Origin of the sequence: Arthrobacter sp. 7Tela_A1 (genome assembly GCF_049311065.1) — a bacterium.
In the GTDB taxonomy this organism is placed as follows: Bacteria; Actinomycetota; Actinomycetes; order Actinomycetales; family Micrococcaceae; genus Arthrobacter_B.
The window spans coordinates 22,403-37,424 of sequence record NZ_JAXIOO010000025.1 but is presented as its reverse complement, the minus strand read 5'-3'; the positions used below and the strand labels follow the sequence as shown (position 1 = coordinate 37,424).

The following is a 15,022-nucleotide window of genomic DNA, read 5'->3' as shown; positions in this document are numbered from 1 at the left end:
GGGACCTATTAGCCGGGGTCGGGGAAGGCTGCCGGACTGATACCAGCTCTTTGTCTCAGCGCATCTGCCTCCCGGCGGAGTGCGCAGACACCGAAGCGGTCCCTGCCTGCACCCGCCGGCGCTCCGTGAGATCCGGAGTCCGCCCGGCTTGTGCCATGTCCCCGTGCCCGGGAGCTGTAAAAGTTTGGAATTGGCGTGGCAACTTCTTTCGTGAGGCGCGGGCTCAAACTCGGCGGCCAGGCCGCCGTCATGGTGGCCCTCATCCTGGGGCTTGTGGCCTTTGTCGGCACCAACAAGTCTGTCGTCCTCAAGGTGGACGGCGAATCCAGCGACATCCTGACCTTTGGCGGCACCGTCGAGGACGTCCTGGAAAAGGCCGACATCCAGCTGGCTGCGGCAGACCTGGTTGTTCCCGCTCCCGGCACCGAGGTGCAGGACGGCACCACGATCGAAGTCATCACCGCCAAGACCGTTGACGTGAACGTCGACGGCACCGGCCACACCATCCAGACCACCGGAGCTACGGTGGCCGACCTGGTTTCCGAACTCCGGGTCTCGTCGAAGTCATCCCTCTCCGCATCGCTGGACACTTCGCTCACGAAGCTGACCGGGCTCTCCATTTCCACCCCCAAGACAGTCCTGCTGGTAGCGGACGGCAAAACCACACAGATAGAAACCACGTCCGGCACGGTCCGCGAACTTCTCCAGGAGACCGGCACCGAGCTTGCTCCGGCGGACCGGCTCTCGGTTCCTGTCCGCGCGGAGATCACTGACGGCATGGTCCTGAAAGTCACCCGTGTCCTGACCGGTTCCCAGGACACTGTCACCGAAGCCGTCCCTTACGAGACCCGTACGGTCGAGGACCCGGATCTTTTTGAGGGCGAAAAGAACGTCACGGCAGCCGGTGTCCCGGGCGAACGGACGCTCGTCTTCAACACGGTCATCCTTGACGGACGCGAGGTCAGCAGGAGCCTGGCCAGCGAAACCCTCAGCGTGGCGCCTGTTGCCGAGACCGTAGCTGTCGGGACCAAGAAGCGTCCCGCACCGGCTGCTCCGGCCGGAGGCACCGCGCCCGCCGGAGGCACCTGGGCCGCGCTGGCCCAGTGCGAGTCCGGCGGAAACTGGCACATCAACAGCGGCAACGGCTATTACGGCGGACTCCAGTTCAGCACCCAGAGCTGGCTTGGTGCCGGAGGCGGCGCCTACGCCCCCGTAGCCAGCGGGGCGACGCCCGAGCAGCAGATCGCCGTCGCGGAGAATCTCCGCGCTAACGGCGGCTGGGGCCACTGGCCCTCCTGCGCGCGGAAGCTCGGACTCCTCTAGGCCCGGCCGGACCCGGCCCTCCATTCGCATCAGCCCTGGCAGTCCTGGACGAGGGACTCTGCCAGGGCTTTTGCGTGCCCGGACCGGTCCGTTGCACCGGCCCTGAGGAACAGGGCAACGCTCTCCTGCAGGCGTTCAGCTGCCTGCCGGCTCTCGCCGAGTGATGCCAGGCTGATGCCCAGTTGAAGGGCAACCTCTGCTGCTGTCTGCGGAGCCAGCCGCTCCCGCTCGGCGTACGCCTGGGACAGCAGGATGACCGCTTCGACATTGTTCCCCCGCAGATGCTGCCAGCGGCCGCGTGAGTGAAGCAGGTCCAGCGTGTCGGACGAGGATTCACCGACGACGGCGAGAGCTGCCTGGGCCCTTTGCATACAGTCCAGAGTCATGTCGTCGTGCAGGCCCGAGGAGAGCCGCATGCTGGCGGAGGCCTTGTTGAAGGACGCCCAGAGCCCAAGGTCCTGCCGGGGGCTGAGCAGTGAGGCGGCCCGCTGGTGGAACGCCTGGCCGCCTGTGCTGTCACCGCGCCGGAAAGCCACGTTTCCGACGGTCCAGAAACCCTTTCCTGCTGCTGTGGGATCAGGCACGGTGTCGAGCAGCGGGAGCAGGAGGACACGGCAGATCTCCCAGGCTTCCGCCACCCGCCCGCTTTCGGTCAGGGCAGCCGCCAGGCACTGGTACGCCTCCACGAGGACCACGCCGCCCTTGGCAGGGGCCGCCTCAGCAGCCGCGACTGCCGCCTTCGCGTGGCTGACCGCCTGGACCAGGTTGCCCGATCCCTGATACGCCGTCGCCAGCAGCGCCCGGGCACGGGCGCGAAGGGCGTCCCGCCGCAGGGCCAGGGGATGCCGTGCCAGCAGCTGCGCCTGCTCGATGCATCCGGCATAGTTCTCCAACTTGAGCTGGGAGCGTGCGGCGAGGAAGGACAAGTCCCACCATTCGTTCAGGTCCTGCTCAGCCAATGCGGCGGTTGCTCCGGCCAATGCCTGATCCAGGCACTGGCGGTAGCTCCGTTCGTCCCACGCCTGGGAGGCGCTCAGTGAGAGGTAGAGCGGACTGGCTGTTCCGCCCGGCCGCCGGAGGGTGCCCGGGGCTGTTGAAAGCTGCTGCACAAAGTGTTGGATAGCGCCCGGTCCAGGTTCGCGGCGTCCCGCCTCCAGCAGGGAAACGTCTCTCTCACGCAGCATCGGCGCAGCCAGTTCGGCACGGCTGAGGAAGCGTCCCCGCCGTGCGGTCCGAAGCTTTTCGCCAAAGGTTTTGCCCATCGCCATATCCGCCGTTCGCCTCGGTGCGGCAGACTTAAGTCCGCCAAGGCTCGAATGCTACCGGCGGGTGTTAAGCCGCGGGAGAGCAAAAGGGACAACCGAGGAGGAATCGCATGAACACGTACCCGATGCATCCGGTGCAGTGCTCGAGGACGCGGGTTGGTGACTGGCCCGACTAGGCGAAAGGTCCCTGGAAACCGGAGAAGCAGGGCTCTGGCGCTAGTATTAGGCAGTGACTGATTCCGTTTCGACGCCCGCTTCCCGGCCCAGGCCGCTCCTCGGCGCCACCGATATCCGGGCGCTGGCCGAGGAACTCGATGTCCGGCCCACAAAAACCCTCGGACAGAACTTCGTCATCGACGGGAACACTATCCGCAGGATTGTTGCGGCGGCCTCGCTGGACCCGGAGGAAACCGTCCTGGAGGTCGGACCCGGACTGGGATCCCTGACCCTGGGCCTGCTGGATGCGGCACGCGAGGTGGTCGCTGTCGAGATTGATCCGGTCCTGGCGGGACGGCTCCCCGAGACCGTCCGCACCTGGCGTCCGGCCGAAGCGCAGAACCTGCATGTAGTCCTGGCCGATGCCATGCGGGTGACGGAACTGCCCGCACAGCCCACTGCACTGGTTGCGAACCTTCCCTACAACGTTGCCGTTCCCGTGGTGCTGCACCTCCTGGAGAACTTTCCAACCCTGCGCCACGGCCTGGTCATGGTGCAGGACGAAGTGGCCGACAGGCTGGCCGCCAAGCCGGGCTCCAAGACGTACGGCGTGCCCTCGGTCAAAGCAGCCTGGTACGGGACCATGCGCAAGGCGGGCGTGATCGGGATGAACGTCTTCTGGCCTGCACCGAAGATTGCCTCCGGCCTGGTCGGGTTCGAGCGGCACACGCCGCCGGACACGACCGCGAGCAGGGAAGAAGTGTTCGCCGTCATTGATGCAGCCTTTGCCCAGCGCCGGAAGACCCTGCGCGCCGCCCTTGCCGGCTGGGCCGGGAGCCCGGCCGAGGCGGAGCATGCCCTTCGGGCCGCCGGCGTCGACCCCAGCGCCCGCGGTGAGGTGCTGGATATCCACGCTTACACCCGGATCGCGGAGGCGCGGCACGCAGCATGAGCAGCCCGGGCATCCACACGGCGAGCGTCAGCGCGCCCGGAAAGATCAACGTTTCCCTGCAGGTGGGGCCGCTCCGCGAAGACGGCTACCACGCCGTAGCCAGCGTCTACCTGGCAGTGAGCCTCCTGGAGGACGTCAGGGCCACTGCGGCGCAGTCCGGAATCACTGTCGCAGTCGAAGGCGGCGGACCGCTGCGGATCCCCGTGGACGGCATCCCGCTGGGACCGGATAACCTTGTGGCCCGTGCGGCGGCGGAGCTGGCACACCGGACCGGCCGCCGGGACCCGGCCGTGGATTTGCTGATCACCAAGCGGGTTCCCGTTGCCGGCGGCATGGGAGGCGGGTCCGCGGACGCGGCAGCCGCCCTCCTCGCGTGCAACTCCTTGTGGGGGACTGGCCTCTCAACCACCGAGCTGGCCTCGATTGCCTCCGGTCTCGGCGCGGACGTACCGTTCGCCCTGGCCGGGGGAGCCGCCGTCGGGCTGGGGGTTGGAGACCAGCTGACCCCGCTGGACGCGCAAGCGTCGCTGCATTGGGTGTTGGTGGCCTCCACGATCGGGCTGTCCACACCGGCGGTGTACCGGCGCCTGGATGAGCTTCGTGCGGGCAGGGACATTGCCGAACCAGCTGCAGCCGATCCCCGGGTCCTGGAAGCAGTCCGGTCCGGGAACGCTCCCGAACTGGCTGGCGTTATGCATAACGACCTGCAGGCAGCCGCACTCTCACTGGCGCCGCAGCTTGCACCTGTCCTGGACCGGGGACGGGAACTGGGGGCACTCGCCGGGATCGTCTCCGGATCCGGGCCCACCCTTGCTTTCCTGGCCCCGGATGCGACGGCAGCGGCAGCCCTCGAATCGGCCCTGCGTGCCGAGGGGCACAACGCCCTTGCCGTGCACGGCCCGGCCCGCGCTGCGGAAGTCACCGCACCGGCTGACATCACCTGAACCACCGACGAAAGTAGTTCCGATTGGCACACCTGCTTGGCGCTGAAAACCTCAGCATCGCCTTTGGCACCCGCACCATCCTGGACGGCGTCTCGCTGGGACTGGACCAGGGCGACCGGATCGGCATGGTGGGACGCAACGGCGACGGCAAGTCGACCTTGATGCGCCTCCTCGCAGAGCGGCAGACCCCCGACAGCGGCCGGGTCACCCGCCGCCGCGACGTCACCGTGGGTTACCTGGACCAATCCGATGTACTCGACGGCGAACTCACCGTTGGACGAGCGATCGTCGGTGATGCGGCGGACCACGAATGGGCTTCCAATCCAAGGATCCGGGACGTCATGAGCGGCCTGGTCCAGGAAGTGGACTGGAACGCCAAGGTCTCCTCGCTGTCCGGCGGGCAGAAGCGGCGCGTAGCCTTGGCCAAGCTGCTGATGGGGGACGACGACGTCGTCATGCTGGATGAGCCCACCAACCACCTCGACGTCGAAGGCGTGGCCTGGCTGGCCCGGCACCTGAAGCAGCGCTGGCGCTCCACCGACGGCGCACTGCTGGTGGTCACCCACGACCGCTGGTTCCTTGACGAAGTCTGCACCCGGACCTGGGAAGTGCACGACGCCGTTGTCGATCCCTTCGACGGCGGTTATGCCGCGTATGTGCTGGCCCGTGCCGAACGCGACCGCACGGCGGCCGTCGTGGAGGGCAAGCGGCAGCAGCTGATCAAGAAGGAACTGGCCTGGCTGCGCCGCGGCGCACCGGCCCGGACCTCCAAGCCGAAGTTCCGGATCGAAGCCGCCAACACCCTGATCGCCGATGTTCCCGAGCCGCGGGACACCCTTTCGCTGAACAAGATGGCCACGGCGCGGCTGGGCAAGGACGTGCTGGACCTTGAGTCCGTCTCACTGACGCTGGGGGACACCGAGCTCTTCCGCAACATCACCCTGCGGCTGGCTCCGGGCCAGCGGCTGGGAATCGTGGGCGTGAACGGCGCCGGCAAAACCACCCTGCTGCGCCTGCTGAACGGCACGGTGGAACCCACGTCCGGCCGGCTCAAGCGCGGCAAGACCGTGCAGACGGCTGTCCTCACCCAGGAGGTGCGGGAGCTGGACGACGTCGCCGACCTGCGCGTTATTGAGGTCATCGAGAAGGAAAAGCGGGTCTTCAACGTCGGCGGACGCGAATTGTCCGCCGGTCAGCTGGTGGAACAGCTGGGCTTCAGCTCCCAGCGCCAGTGGACACCGGTCCGCGAGCTTTCCGGCGGAGAACGCCGGCGGTTGCAGCTGCTGCGCCTGCTGGTCGGGGAGCCGAACGTGCTCATGCTGGATGAGCCGACCAATGACTTGGATACCGATACTCTCGCCGCCGTGGAAGACGTGCTGGACGGCTGGCCCGGAACCCTGGTGGTGGTCTCCCACGACCGGTACCTGCTTGAACGCGTCACGGACACCCAGATGGCGCTGCTCGGTGACGGCAAGCTCCGGGACCTGCCCGGCGGCGTCGACCAGTACCTTCAGCTGCGCGAGGCGGCGCTGGCGTCCGGAGCGGGAGGCGGAGCGGCCTCGCAGGCCAACCGCGCGGCGCAGGCGGGTGCCTCCCGTCCGGATGCTGCCCACGGAAGCGCAACGGCCACGGCCGTGGCAGCCAGCCGGTACTCCGAGGCGGACAAACGCACGGCGCGCAAGGACCTCACCCGGATTGAGCGGCAGCTGACCAAGCTGGCGGCGCAGGCCGACAAGGTCCATGAGCAGATGAATGCCGAAACTGCCGGCGGCAACCCCGATTTCGAACGGCTGGCGGACCTGAACGCCAAGCTCAAGGCCGTTGCTGCCGAGCAGGAGGAGCTGGAAATGGAGTGGCTCGAGGCTTCGGAGATCCTGGAGTAGCCCCATCGAGATGACAGAAACTGCCCGTATCAGCGCTGAAACGGGCAGTTTCTGTTATCTCGGTGACGGGGAAAGCCGCAGGGCTAAGCGTCGACGCCGGAGGCCGGGTTTTCCTGGGCCAGCAGCTGGGGCAGTACGTGATCGCGCAACAGCGGCGAAATGTCGTTACGGGCGAAGGCCTCCGCCGGGGTTAGCCAGAGGGTTTCCTCAATTTCCGCAGCTGCCTGGGGTGCCTTGGCAGCACCGCTGCCAAACGGACCCGGAACGTTCAGCCCAAAGAGGCCCGCATCGATGAACGTGTTGGCCTCATTGGCCGCCGGCCCGTACCAGCGGCCAATGTCGGACAAATCCTCCGGCACAACGTCGAGCCCCAGTTCCTCGTTGACCTCGCGCGCAGCGGCGGCACGGAAATCCTCACCCGGTTCAAGCTTGCCGCCGGGCTGCATGAAGCGGCGGGTGCCGCGTTTGCGGACCAGCAGGATGCGCCCGTCGCCGTCCCGCAGCAGGACTGCCGAAAGGGTCAGGACCACAGGCGCTCCGGCTCCGGGAATGCAGCCCAGTGCGGGTTCCTTCTGCAGCCCGGTGAGCCCGTTCCAGGACAGGTTCACCAGGTGCGCCGCCACGGTCGCCTTGTCGGGAGAGCGCGCGTCCAGCCACCACTGCCCGGTCATCGCGACCATGCCCACGAGCATCTGGGCGTACATCCCGCCGACTTCGGCGCTGAGGCCGCGGCTGCCGAATTCCTTGGAAAGAATGTGCTCCACGTCTGCGGCGATGCGGGACAGCAGAGTGGAGAAGGTGCCTTCGGGCTGGGACGGAGGAGCATCGCGGACCAGGATGCGGAAACCGTCCGTGTGGTTTTCGATGTAGTCCAGCAGCGCGTAGGCGGCCCGCTCCAGCAGGACGCGTGGACCGGCGTCAGCGCCCAGCGCCTCGGTGATGGCAGTCAGGAGCCGGTGGAATTCGGTGTCGACAACCTCCGTGTAGAGCGCTTCCTTGGAACCGAAGTGTTCATAGACCACGGGTTTGGAGACTCCGGCACCAGCGGCGATGTCCTCGATCGTGGCACCTTCGAGTCCGCGCAGCGCGAAGAGTGAACGGGCGACGCCGATCAGCTGGGCCCTGCGCTGGATACCGGTCATGCGGGGCCTGGAGCGCGCCGCTGTTATTCTCGCCACTGTCCCAGTCTACGCATTGCCGCACCGGGGCCCCCGGCAGCCGGACCTGCCCCAAGTCGCGGACGGGCCCGAAGACGTGGCAAACTGGACTCTTGTGTGCAGCCGGCGCTGCACACTTTCCGCCCTGGTGTAACGGCAGCACCCCGGCCTTTGGAGCCGTGGAGTATAGGTTCGAATCCTATGGGCGGAACGCAAAGGCGGCAGCCTCAACCGGGGGCAGGGAGCATTGCCCCAGCCCCCTTCCGGACAACGTGTAGGAGCGCTTTTTCGTGAGCATGCAGGAACCGCAAAGTACCGGAACGAAGGCCCCGGCCGGTCCGGCCGCCGTAATCGTCCTGGCAGCCGGGGCGGGCACCCGGATGAAGTCACGCCTCCCGAAGATCCTGCATCCCGTTGGCGGCGTCTCCATGGTCGGCCACGCACTGAACGCCGCCCAGGCGCTTCACCCGCGCACCCTCGCCGTGGTCGTACGCCATGAACGCGACCGGGTCGCAGACCACATTGGCACGCAGCAGCCCGGAGCCCTGATCGTTGACCAGGACGACGTCCCGGGAACCGGCCGGGCAGTCCAGGCCGCCGTCGAAGCCATCGACGCCCTCACCCCGCTCGAAGGGACCGTCGTGGTCACTTACGGCGACGTGCCGCTGCTGGAAGCGGACACCCTGCGCGAACTCGTGGCAGTCCACAATGTCGATTCGAACGCCGTCACCGTCCTCACGGCCCGCGTTGAGGACCCCACCGGCTACGGCCGGGTCCTGCGGGCCGACGACGGAACCGTCACCGGGATCGTGGAGCAGAAGGACGCTACTGCCGAGCAGCTGGCCGTGAACGAAATCAACTCCGGGATCTACGCCTTCGACGCCGCCGTGCTGCGCTCGGCGCTGGGCCAGGTCAGCACGGACAACGCCCAGGGCGAGATGTACCTGACCGACGTCCTGGCCATCGCCCGGGCAGCGGGCGGGCGGGTTGCCGCGGTTGTCACCACGGACCAGTGGCAGGTCGAGGGCGCGAACGACCGCGTGCAGCTCGCAGCACTGAACGCCGAGCACAACCGGCGGAACCTGGAGCGCTGGATGCGCGCCGGCGTGACCGTCGTGGACCCGGCCACTACCTGGATCGATTCCACCGTCACCCTGGACGAGGACGTGACGATCCTGCCCGGCACCCAGCTGCACGGCACCACTGCGGTGGCGCGCGACGCCGTCGTCGGCCCGGACACGACCCTCACCGACGTGAGCATCGGCGAAGGCGCAAAGGTCATCCGCACCCACGGCTCCGATGCCGTGATTGGGGCAGGCTCCGACGTCGGACCCTTCGCCTACCTGCGCCCGGGAACCCGGCTGGGGGATCGGGGCAAGATCGGCACGTTCGTGGAAACCAAGAACGCGGTGATCGGTACCGGTTCCAAGGTTCCGCACCTTTCCTATGTGGGGGATGCCACCATCGGTGAGCACTCGAACATCGGTGCAGCCTCCGTCTTCGTCAATTACGACGGCGAAAAGAAGCACCACACCACGGTCGGATCCCACGTGCGGATGGGCAGCGACAACATGTACGTAGCGCCCGTCACAGTGGGGGACGGGGCGTACAGTGGAGCTGGAACGGTGATCCGCAAGGATGTTCCGGCGGGCTCGCTGGCCATCAACGTGGCTCCCCAGCGCAACCTCGAGAACTGGGTGCCGGCCAACCGCCCCGGCTCCGCTGCAGCGCAGGCCGCCGAGCGCGCCCAGACACAGACTTCCCTCTCCGGTACTGATATCCCCACGCGAGAAAGCGAACAGTCATGAGCAGCGTAATCACGGCACAAGGTGAAAAAAGGCTTGTCCTGGCCACAGGACGGGCACACCCTGAGCTGGCGGAGGAAGTGGCCAAGTGTCTCGACACGGAGCTGCTGCCGCTCGCTGCCTATGACTTCGCCAACGGCGAGATCTACGTCCGCCCGGGCGAGAGCGTGCGCGGCAAGGACGTCTTCGTCATCCAGGCCCACCCGGCCCCGCTGAACAACTGGCTGATGGAACAGCTGATCATGATCGACGCGCTCAAGCGTGCCTCGGCCCAGCGCATCACCGTCGTTTCCCCGTTCTACCCGTACGCACGCCAGGACAAGAAGGGCCGCGGCCGCGAGCCGATCTCCGCCCGCCTGGTGGCAGACCTGTACAAGACTGCCGGCGCCAGCCGCGTCATGAGCGTTGACCTGCACACCTCGCAGATCCAGGGCTTCTTCGACGGTCCGGTGGACCACCTGATGGCCATCCCGCTGCTGGCGGACTACATCCGCACCCGCGTGGATGTCTCCAACGTGACCGTGGTTTCCCCCGATACCGGCCGCGTCCGCGTCGCCGAGCAGTGGGCTGAACGCCTGGGCGGTGCGCCCCTGGCGTTCGTGCACAAGAGCCGCGACCTCACCGTTCCGAACCAGGCTGTGTCCAAGCAGGTTGTGGGCCAGATCGAAGGACGCACCTGCGTCCTCATCGACGACATGATCGACACCGGCGGAACGATTGCCGGCGCCGTGCGCGTGCTGAAGGAAGCCGGGGCCAAGGACGTCATCATCGCGGCCACCCACGCTGTGTTCTCCGACCCGGCCGCCCGCACCCTGGCGGAATCCGGCGCCCGCGAGGTCGTGGTGACGAACACCCTGCCGATCCCGGCGAACAAGCGCTTCGAGCAGCTCACCGTGCTCTCGATCGCACCGCTGATCGCCCGCGCCATCCGTGAGGTCTTCGAAGACGGCTCGGTGACGAGCCTCTTCGACGGCAAGGCCTAGCCTTTCCGGAGTCCTTTCACCGAGAGGCCAGTTACGGCCGGTTTGAGCCCTCAAACCAGCCGTGACTGGCCTCTCGATGGTTGGTAAGGACTTCGGAGGGCGCTGGGGGAGTGGAAAGCCCGACGGCGGGAAGCTGGTAGCATTGTCTTCGATGCCTAGGCGAGGGAGGCCCCGGAATTTCCCGGAGGACCTCCGTTATCGACGGTGGCTGGCAACTTCTCATCTGCACCCGCTCCTGTATAAGGGAGCGGCCGATGCAGCTGGTTCGTTCCGATACCGGCGCCGGATAGGCAACTGAAATCCCGGAAGAACCACAACAGGAGTTAGCAATGTCTGAGCAGAAGCTCGCAGCAACCACCCGCACCGAGTTTGGCAAGGGCGCAGCCCGCAAGGCCCGCGTCGCCGGCAAGATCCCCGCAGTCATCTACGGCCACGGCGCCGACGTCCTGCACATCCTGCTGCCGGCCAAGGCCACCACGCTGGCCGTCCGCACCCCGAACGCCCTGCTGGACATCGACGTCGACGGCGAAGCTCACCTGGCACTCGCCAAGGACATCCAGCGCGACCCGATCAAGCAGATCATCGAGCACATCGACCTCCTGACCGTCCGCAAGGGCGAAAAGGTTGAGGTTGAGGTCAACGTCCATGTTGAGGGCGAACTGGCACCGGGCGCCTACGTGTTCAACCAGGAAGCCAACACCGTCCTGGTTTCGGCTGACGCCACCAACCTGCCGGAAACCATCACCGTGAGCATCGAAGGCCGCAAGGCCGGAGAGCACATCCACGCTTCGGACCTGGAGCTGCCGGCCGGCGTCGAGCTCCTCCTCGATCCCGAGACCATGGTCATCAACATCTCCGAGTCCGCTGTCCAGGACCTCGGCGAAACCAGCGAGACTGAAGCAGCTGAAGCTCCGGCTGCTCCCGCCGAAGAGGCATAGTCCTCTTTGAACAGCAGCACCTGGCTTGTAGCCGGGCTCGGGAACCCCGGGCCCGGCTACAGCCGTAACCGGCACAATGTCGGCCAGATGGTCCTCGACGAACTTGCGTCCCGGATAGGCGGCACGTTCAAGTCCCACAAGGCGCGCGCCCAGGTCCTGGAGGGCCGCATTGGCATCGGCGGCCCCCGGGTCGTCCTGGCCAAACCCCTGACGTACATGAACCTTTCGGGCGGACCGGTCTCTGCCCTGGCCCGTTTCTACGGGATTGAGTCCGACCACGTCGTGGCGGTCCACGACGAAATCGACATCCCCTTCAACACCGTCAAGCTGAAGCTTGGTGGGGGAGAAGGCGGGCACAACGGACTCCGTGACATTTCCAAGGCACTGGGCACCAAGGACTACCTCCGTGTACGCATTGGCGTGGGACGCCCTCCCGGACGGATGGAAACGGCCGATTATGTCCTGAAGGACTTCGGCAGCGTTGAGTCCAAAGAGCTTCCCTTCCTGGTTTCCGACGGTGCGGACGCCGTTGAACTCCTCCTTTCCGAGGGGCTCACAGCCGCTCAGCAGAAGTTCCATACCGGCTCCTGAACTGAGTTTTCGGTATAGCCGCAGGTCAGGCCATACGAGTAGGACCTGGGCAATTTTCGGGTAATTAACCAGTGCTCCCAGCCCCCCATGGGGGCATTGTTTGCCCCATGGGCCGGGCCTAGACTGGCCCTAGCCTTCGGGCTCCTGAGCGGGGCCGGCGTCGGGAGGCCTCCGAGACTGGGCCACCCCCATCCCGGCGCCGGTCCCTTTTCATTCCCCTCGTCCCCTTGGCTGTCTGGGGGCATGACTCTGCCCGTTCGAGACACACGTGCGCACACTCCGTCAATACCTTCCTATGGGGGTAGATGGAGCGTACTGTGACTCCAGTGACTCGCGCTGCTGGCTGCGCTTCACACATCGATATATGGGGCATTGTGGGGAGACACATGGAACGGCGAGAAGTGCCGCGCGAATTGGCTGGCGCGGCATGACATCCGGCAGGACAGACGTCCCCCTTGTTGGCCGGGATTCCATTCTCCACAAGCTCAAGTCAGAACGTGACGGTCTCCGGGGCATCTTGATCGTCGGCCCGGCCGGAAGCGGAAAGACGGCATTGGCAGAGGCCCTTGCCGACAGTGCGTCAGGCTTCTACGTCCTCAAGCTGCACGCGACACAGGTTTCGCGCAAAACCCCTTACGGTGCCATGGCCTGGCTGCTGAGCAGGCTTCCGGAGGCCAGCCAGCTGCGTCCTGTCCAGGTGCTGCAGGAAGTGCAGCGTTTTCTGCAGCGGCAAGCCGGCGAAGCACCCCTCCTGGTAGTTGTTGATGACGCAGACCAACTCGACGCCCCTTCAGCCGTTGTTCTTTCCCAGCTGGCGCGGGGCGGAAACGCAACCATCCTGGCCACCGCCAGGGACATCCTCCACGCCGAGCCGGAAATCCTTGAACTCTGGTCCCACGGCTACCTGCAGAGGACAGACCTTGAGCCCCTGCCGCCAAGCGGCGTCCGGGCCCTCATGCAACACGTGCTGGGCCATCCCGTGTCAGAGCCCGCCGGGACAGAGATGTGGGTCCAGACCCGGGGCAATCCGCACCACACCATCCTGATGACGAAAGACCAGGTGAAGGCGAAGCGGCTGGTTCTTTCAGACGGCGTCTGGGTCATGGCCCGCTCCTATGTGCACACCGGTTCCATCGCCGAGCTCTTCTCCGCTGAGGTGGCCAGGCTCCTGCCGGAGGAGCGCAGGGCAGTGGAAATACTGGCCTTCACCAGGAGTTTGCCGGTGTCGCTCATGCTGGAGCTGTCAGCGCCCGAAACCCTGGACTCACTGCAGGACTCCGGATTGGTTGAACTAACCACGGGCAGGACTCCGATGATGCGGTTGATCGACCCGCTGATGGCCACGGTTGTCTCCGAAAACGTGCCGCTGGGACGCAGCCACCAGCTGTGGCAGCAGGTAACCCCCCATATCGAAGGCGAGGTGGAACTGGACCCTGCTGCCGTCACCGCCTATGTCTCATGGGCGCTGGCCTGCGAGGGCAGGCCGCACCCGGACATCGTGCTGCATGCTGCCAGACTGGCGAACGGCATGGGCAGGCCTTCTGCCGCACTGCTCTACGTCCGGTCCGTTAGCGGAGACGGACCACACCAGGACCTGCTGATAGAGGAAATCCGTGCCCTGTATGCCCTCGGCGAGAACCGGCGTGCTTTGAGCATCCTCAGGCAAGCCGAAGGGGGCTTTCGGGCCACCCGGCCGGAACAATGGACCGAGCTGATGCTGATCAAGGCTGTCCTGCTGCACAGCCTGCCAAAAGAAGGCAACGCCCAGGAGGTCCTGGACGGGCTGCGTCCACCGCCGGGAACCGGCTATCCTGCCGAGAGGGAGGCAGCCCTCACCCTTGTGCAGGCGGAGGTGTGGATGTCCGACGGCGACTATCACGCCGCCGTCGAGCCCCTGCTGGGCCTCCGTAACAGCCGGGATACTCCCGAGAGGTTCAAGGCACTGGCGACTGCCATGGCCGCAGAATCACTCGCCATGAGCGGACGGGCGGAGGAGTCCGTGGAGCTGATCGAACAGTCATGGGAACTGCTGCAGGCTCCGATGGAGGCTGCTGACCAGAGCATTCTGGTGACCCGCGTCTTCTATGCCTTCTACTCGGCGGGAGAACTGGACCGAGCCTCAGGCCTCGTTGAAGCGCTGAGTGACGGAATCCACGAGTCTTACCGGGGAACTGCCGGTGAACTGGCCAAGGGGTTCATCCACGCTGTCGCCGGCGAAACCGACGCAGCACTGGATGTGCTGGTGCCGGGACTGTGCCAGCTAAGGTTCCGCGACCCTGCAGACCTGCTTCCCCTCGCAGCTGCACTGGTCTCCTACGTGTATGCCCAACGCGGGGACGCCGTGCAGGCGGCCGCATACCTGGACCTGGCACCCCGTTTCAGGCACAAGCCGTCCTGGCATGTCGAAAAGATCAGTGACTACTTCCGGATCCTGGCCCAGGAAGGCGGGGCGGCCTCACGGCTCGCCCAGATGGCTGAAGAGGCGAACCAGCGGGGAAACACCTCCTTTGCGCTGGCCTGCCTTGAAGCGGCCGTGTCGCAGGGAGACCGGCGGGCGGCCGCCGTGCTGGCCCGGGTTGCTGCCGCGGCAACCGGGCGGTGGGCCGAAGCACTGAAAGCGTACGGCCGGGGCGTCGCCGACGGGGATCCACGGTTGCTGCTTGAGGCAGCACAGGGTGCGGCAGCACTCGGCAATCACCGCCTGGCTTACCTGGCAGCCCAACTGGTACGCAGGCAGGAAGGCGCCGCACCGGCGCCCGGCGTGCTTCGCAGTGCCGCAGGCGTTGAAAATAACGCCTATCGCAGACTCCGCCGGGAACATAGTCTCGAACGGATGCTGGAGGGACTCAGCGATTTTGAGGCCCGGCTGGTGCATCTGGCAAGAGGGACCGAGACACGGACCCAAATCGCCGGTGAACTGAATCTGTCAGCCCGTACCGTGGACTGGCATCTGGGAAAGCTTTTCGAGAAGCTGCGTGTGTCCGGGCGGTCCGAGTTGAGAGAGATTCTGGGCTAGGAACGATCC

At 66.2% G+C, this 15,022-nt stretch carries 11 protein-coding genes and 1 tRNA gene; 10 read left to right on the top strand and 2 right to left on the bottom strand.

What is annotated here, in order from left to right:
* Positions 1-195: 195 nt before the first annotated feature.
* Positions 196-1,323: a transglycosylase family protein gene (locus TVB01_RS11495; protein ID WP_422456043.1), complete on the top strand. Its 1,128-nt coding sequence runs from the start codon at positions 196-198 to the stop codon at positions 1,321-1,323.
* 29 nt (positions 1,324-1,352) lie between these two features.
* On the opposite strand, the gene TVB01_RS11490 is transcribed toward TVB01_RS11495, so the two are convergent.
* The gene (locus TVB01_RS11490) at positions 1,353-2,585 is read right to left on the bottom strand and encodes a helix-turn-helix domain-containing protein (RefSeq protein ID WP_422456042.1); all 1,233 of its coding nucleotides are present in this window, start codon (positions 2,583-2,585) and stop codon (positions 1,353-1,355) included.
* A gap of 232 nt (positions 2,586-2,817) precedes the next feature.
* Here TVB01_RS11490 and rsmA point away from each other — a divergent pair, with 232 nt between their 5' ends.
* From rsmA to TVB01_RS11475, 3 genes are read left to right on the top strand one after another with little or no spacing between them, the layout of a single operon-like run.
* Positions 2,818-3,696, top strand: a complete 879-nt coding sequence (gene rsmA / locus TVB01_RS11485; RefSeq protein ID WP_422456041.1) for a 16S rRNA (adenine(1518)-N(6)/adenine(1519)-N(6))-dimethyltransferase RsmA — start codon at positions 2,818-2,820, stop codon at positions 3,694-3,696.
* Entirely contained in the window at positions 3,693-4,640 is a 948-nt protein-coding gene (locus TVB01_RS11480) for a 4-(cytidine 5'-diphospho)-2-C-methyl-D-erythritol kinase (RefSeq protein ID WP_422456040.1), read from the top strand. The genes rsmA and TVB01_RS11480 overlap by 4 nt, the downstream gene beginning before the upstream one ends.
* Before the next feature lie 23 nt (positions 4,641-4,663).
* Entirely contained in the window at positions 4,664-6,523 is a 1,860-nt protein-coding gene (locus TVB01_RS11475; RefSeq protein ID WP_422456039.1) for an ABC-F family ATP-binding cassette domain-containing protein, read from the top strand.
* Positions 6,524-6,606: 83 nt separating this feature from the next.
* Here the strand turns inward: TVB01_RS11475 and TVB01_RS11470 are convergent, their stop codons facing one another.
* Positions 6,607-7,701, bottom strand: coding sequence for a TetR family transcriptional regulator (locus TVB01_RS11470; RefSeq protein WP_422456037.1), 1,095 nt, complete (start codon positions 7,699-7,701; stop codon positions 6,607-6,609).
* A 118-nt stretch (positions 7,702-7,819) separates the two neighbouring features.
* On the opposite strand from TVB01_RS11470, the gene TVB01_RS11465 reads away from it, so the two are divergent.
* The 6 genes from TVB01_RS11465 to TVB01_RS11440 all read left to right on the top strand — a co-directional run bounded on the left by TVB01_RS11465 (position 7,820) and on the right by TVB01_RS11440 (position 15,013).
* Positions 7,820-7,891 (top strand) — tRNA-Gln (locus TVB01_RS11465).
* A gap of 85 nt (positions 7,892-7,976) precedes the next feature.
* The gene (gene glmU / locus TVB01_RS11460; protein ID WP_422456055.1) at positions 7,977-9,488 is read left to right on the top strand and encodes a bifunctional UDP-N-acetylglucosamine diphosphorylase/glucosamine-1-phosphate N-acetyltransferase GlmU; all 1,512 of its coding nucleotides are present in this window, start codon (positions 7,977-7,979) and stop codon (positions 9,486-9,488) included.
* Positions 9,485-10,468: a ribose-phosphate diphosphokinase gene (locus TVB01_RS11455; protein WP_422456036.1), complete on the top strand. Its 984-nt coding sequence runs from the start codon at positions 9,485-9,487 to the stop codon at positions 10,466-10,468. The genes glmU and TVB01_RS11455 overlap by 4 nt, the downstream gene beginning before the upstream one ends.
* A 329-nt stretch (positions 10,469-10,797) precedes the next feature.
* Positions 10,798-11,406, top strand: a complete 609-nt coding sequence (locus tag TVB01_RS11450; RefSeq protein WP_422456035.1) for a 50S ribosomal protein L25/general stress protein Ctc — start codon at positions 10,798-10,800, stop codon at positions 11,404-11,406.
* Positions 11,407-11,412: 6 nt separating this feature from the next.
* The gene (pth, locus tag TVB01_RS11445; protein WP_422456034.1) at positions 11,413-11,997 is read left to right on the top strand and encodes an aminoacyl-tRNA hydrolase; all 585 of its coding nucleotides are present in this window, start codon (positions 11,413-11,415) and stop codon (positions 11,995-11,997) included.
* A gap of 427 nt (positions 11,998-12,424) precedes the next feature.
* Entirely contained in the window at positions 12,425-15,013 is a 2,589-nt protein-coding gene (locus TVB01_RS11440; protein ID WP_422456033.1) for an AAA family ATPase, read from the top strand.
* Positions 15,014-15,022 lie beyond the last annotated feature (9 nt).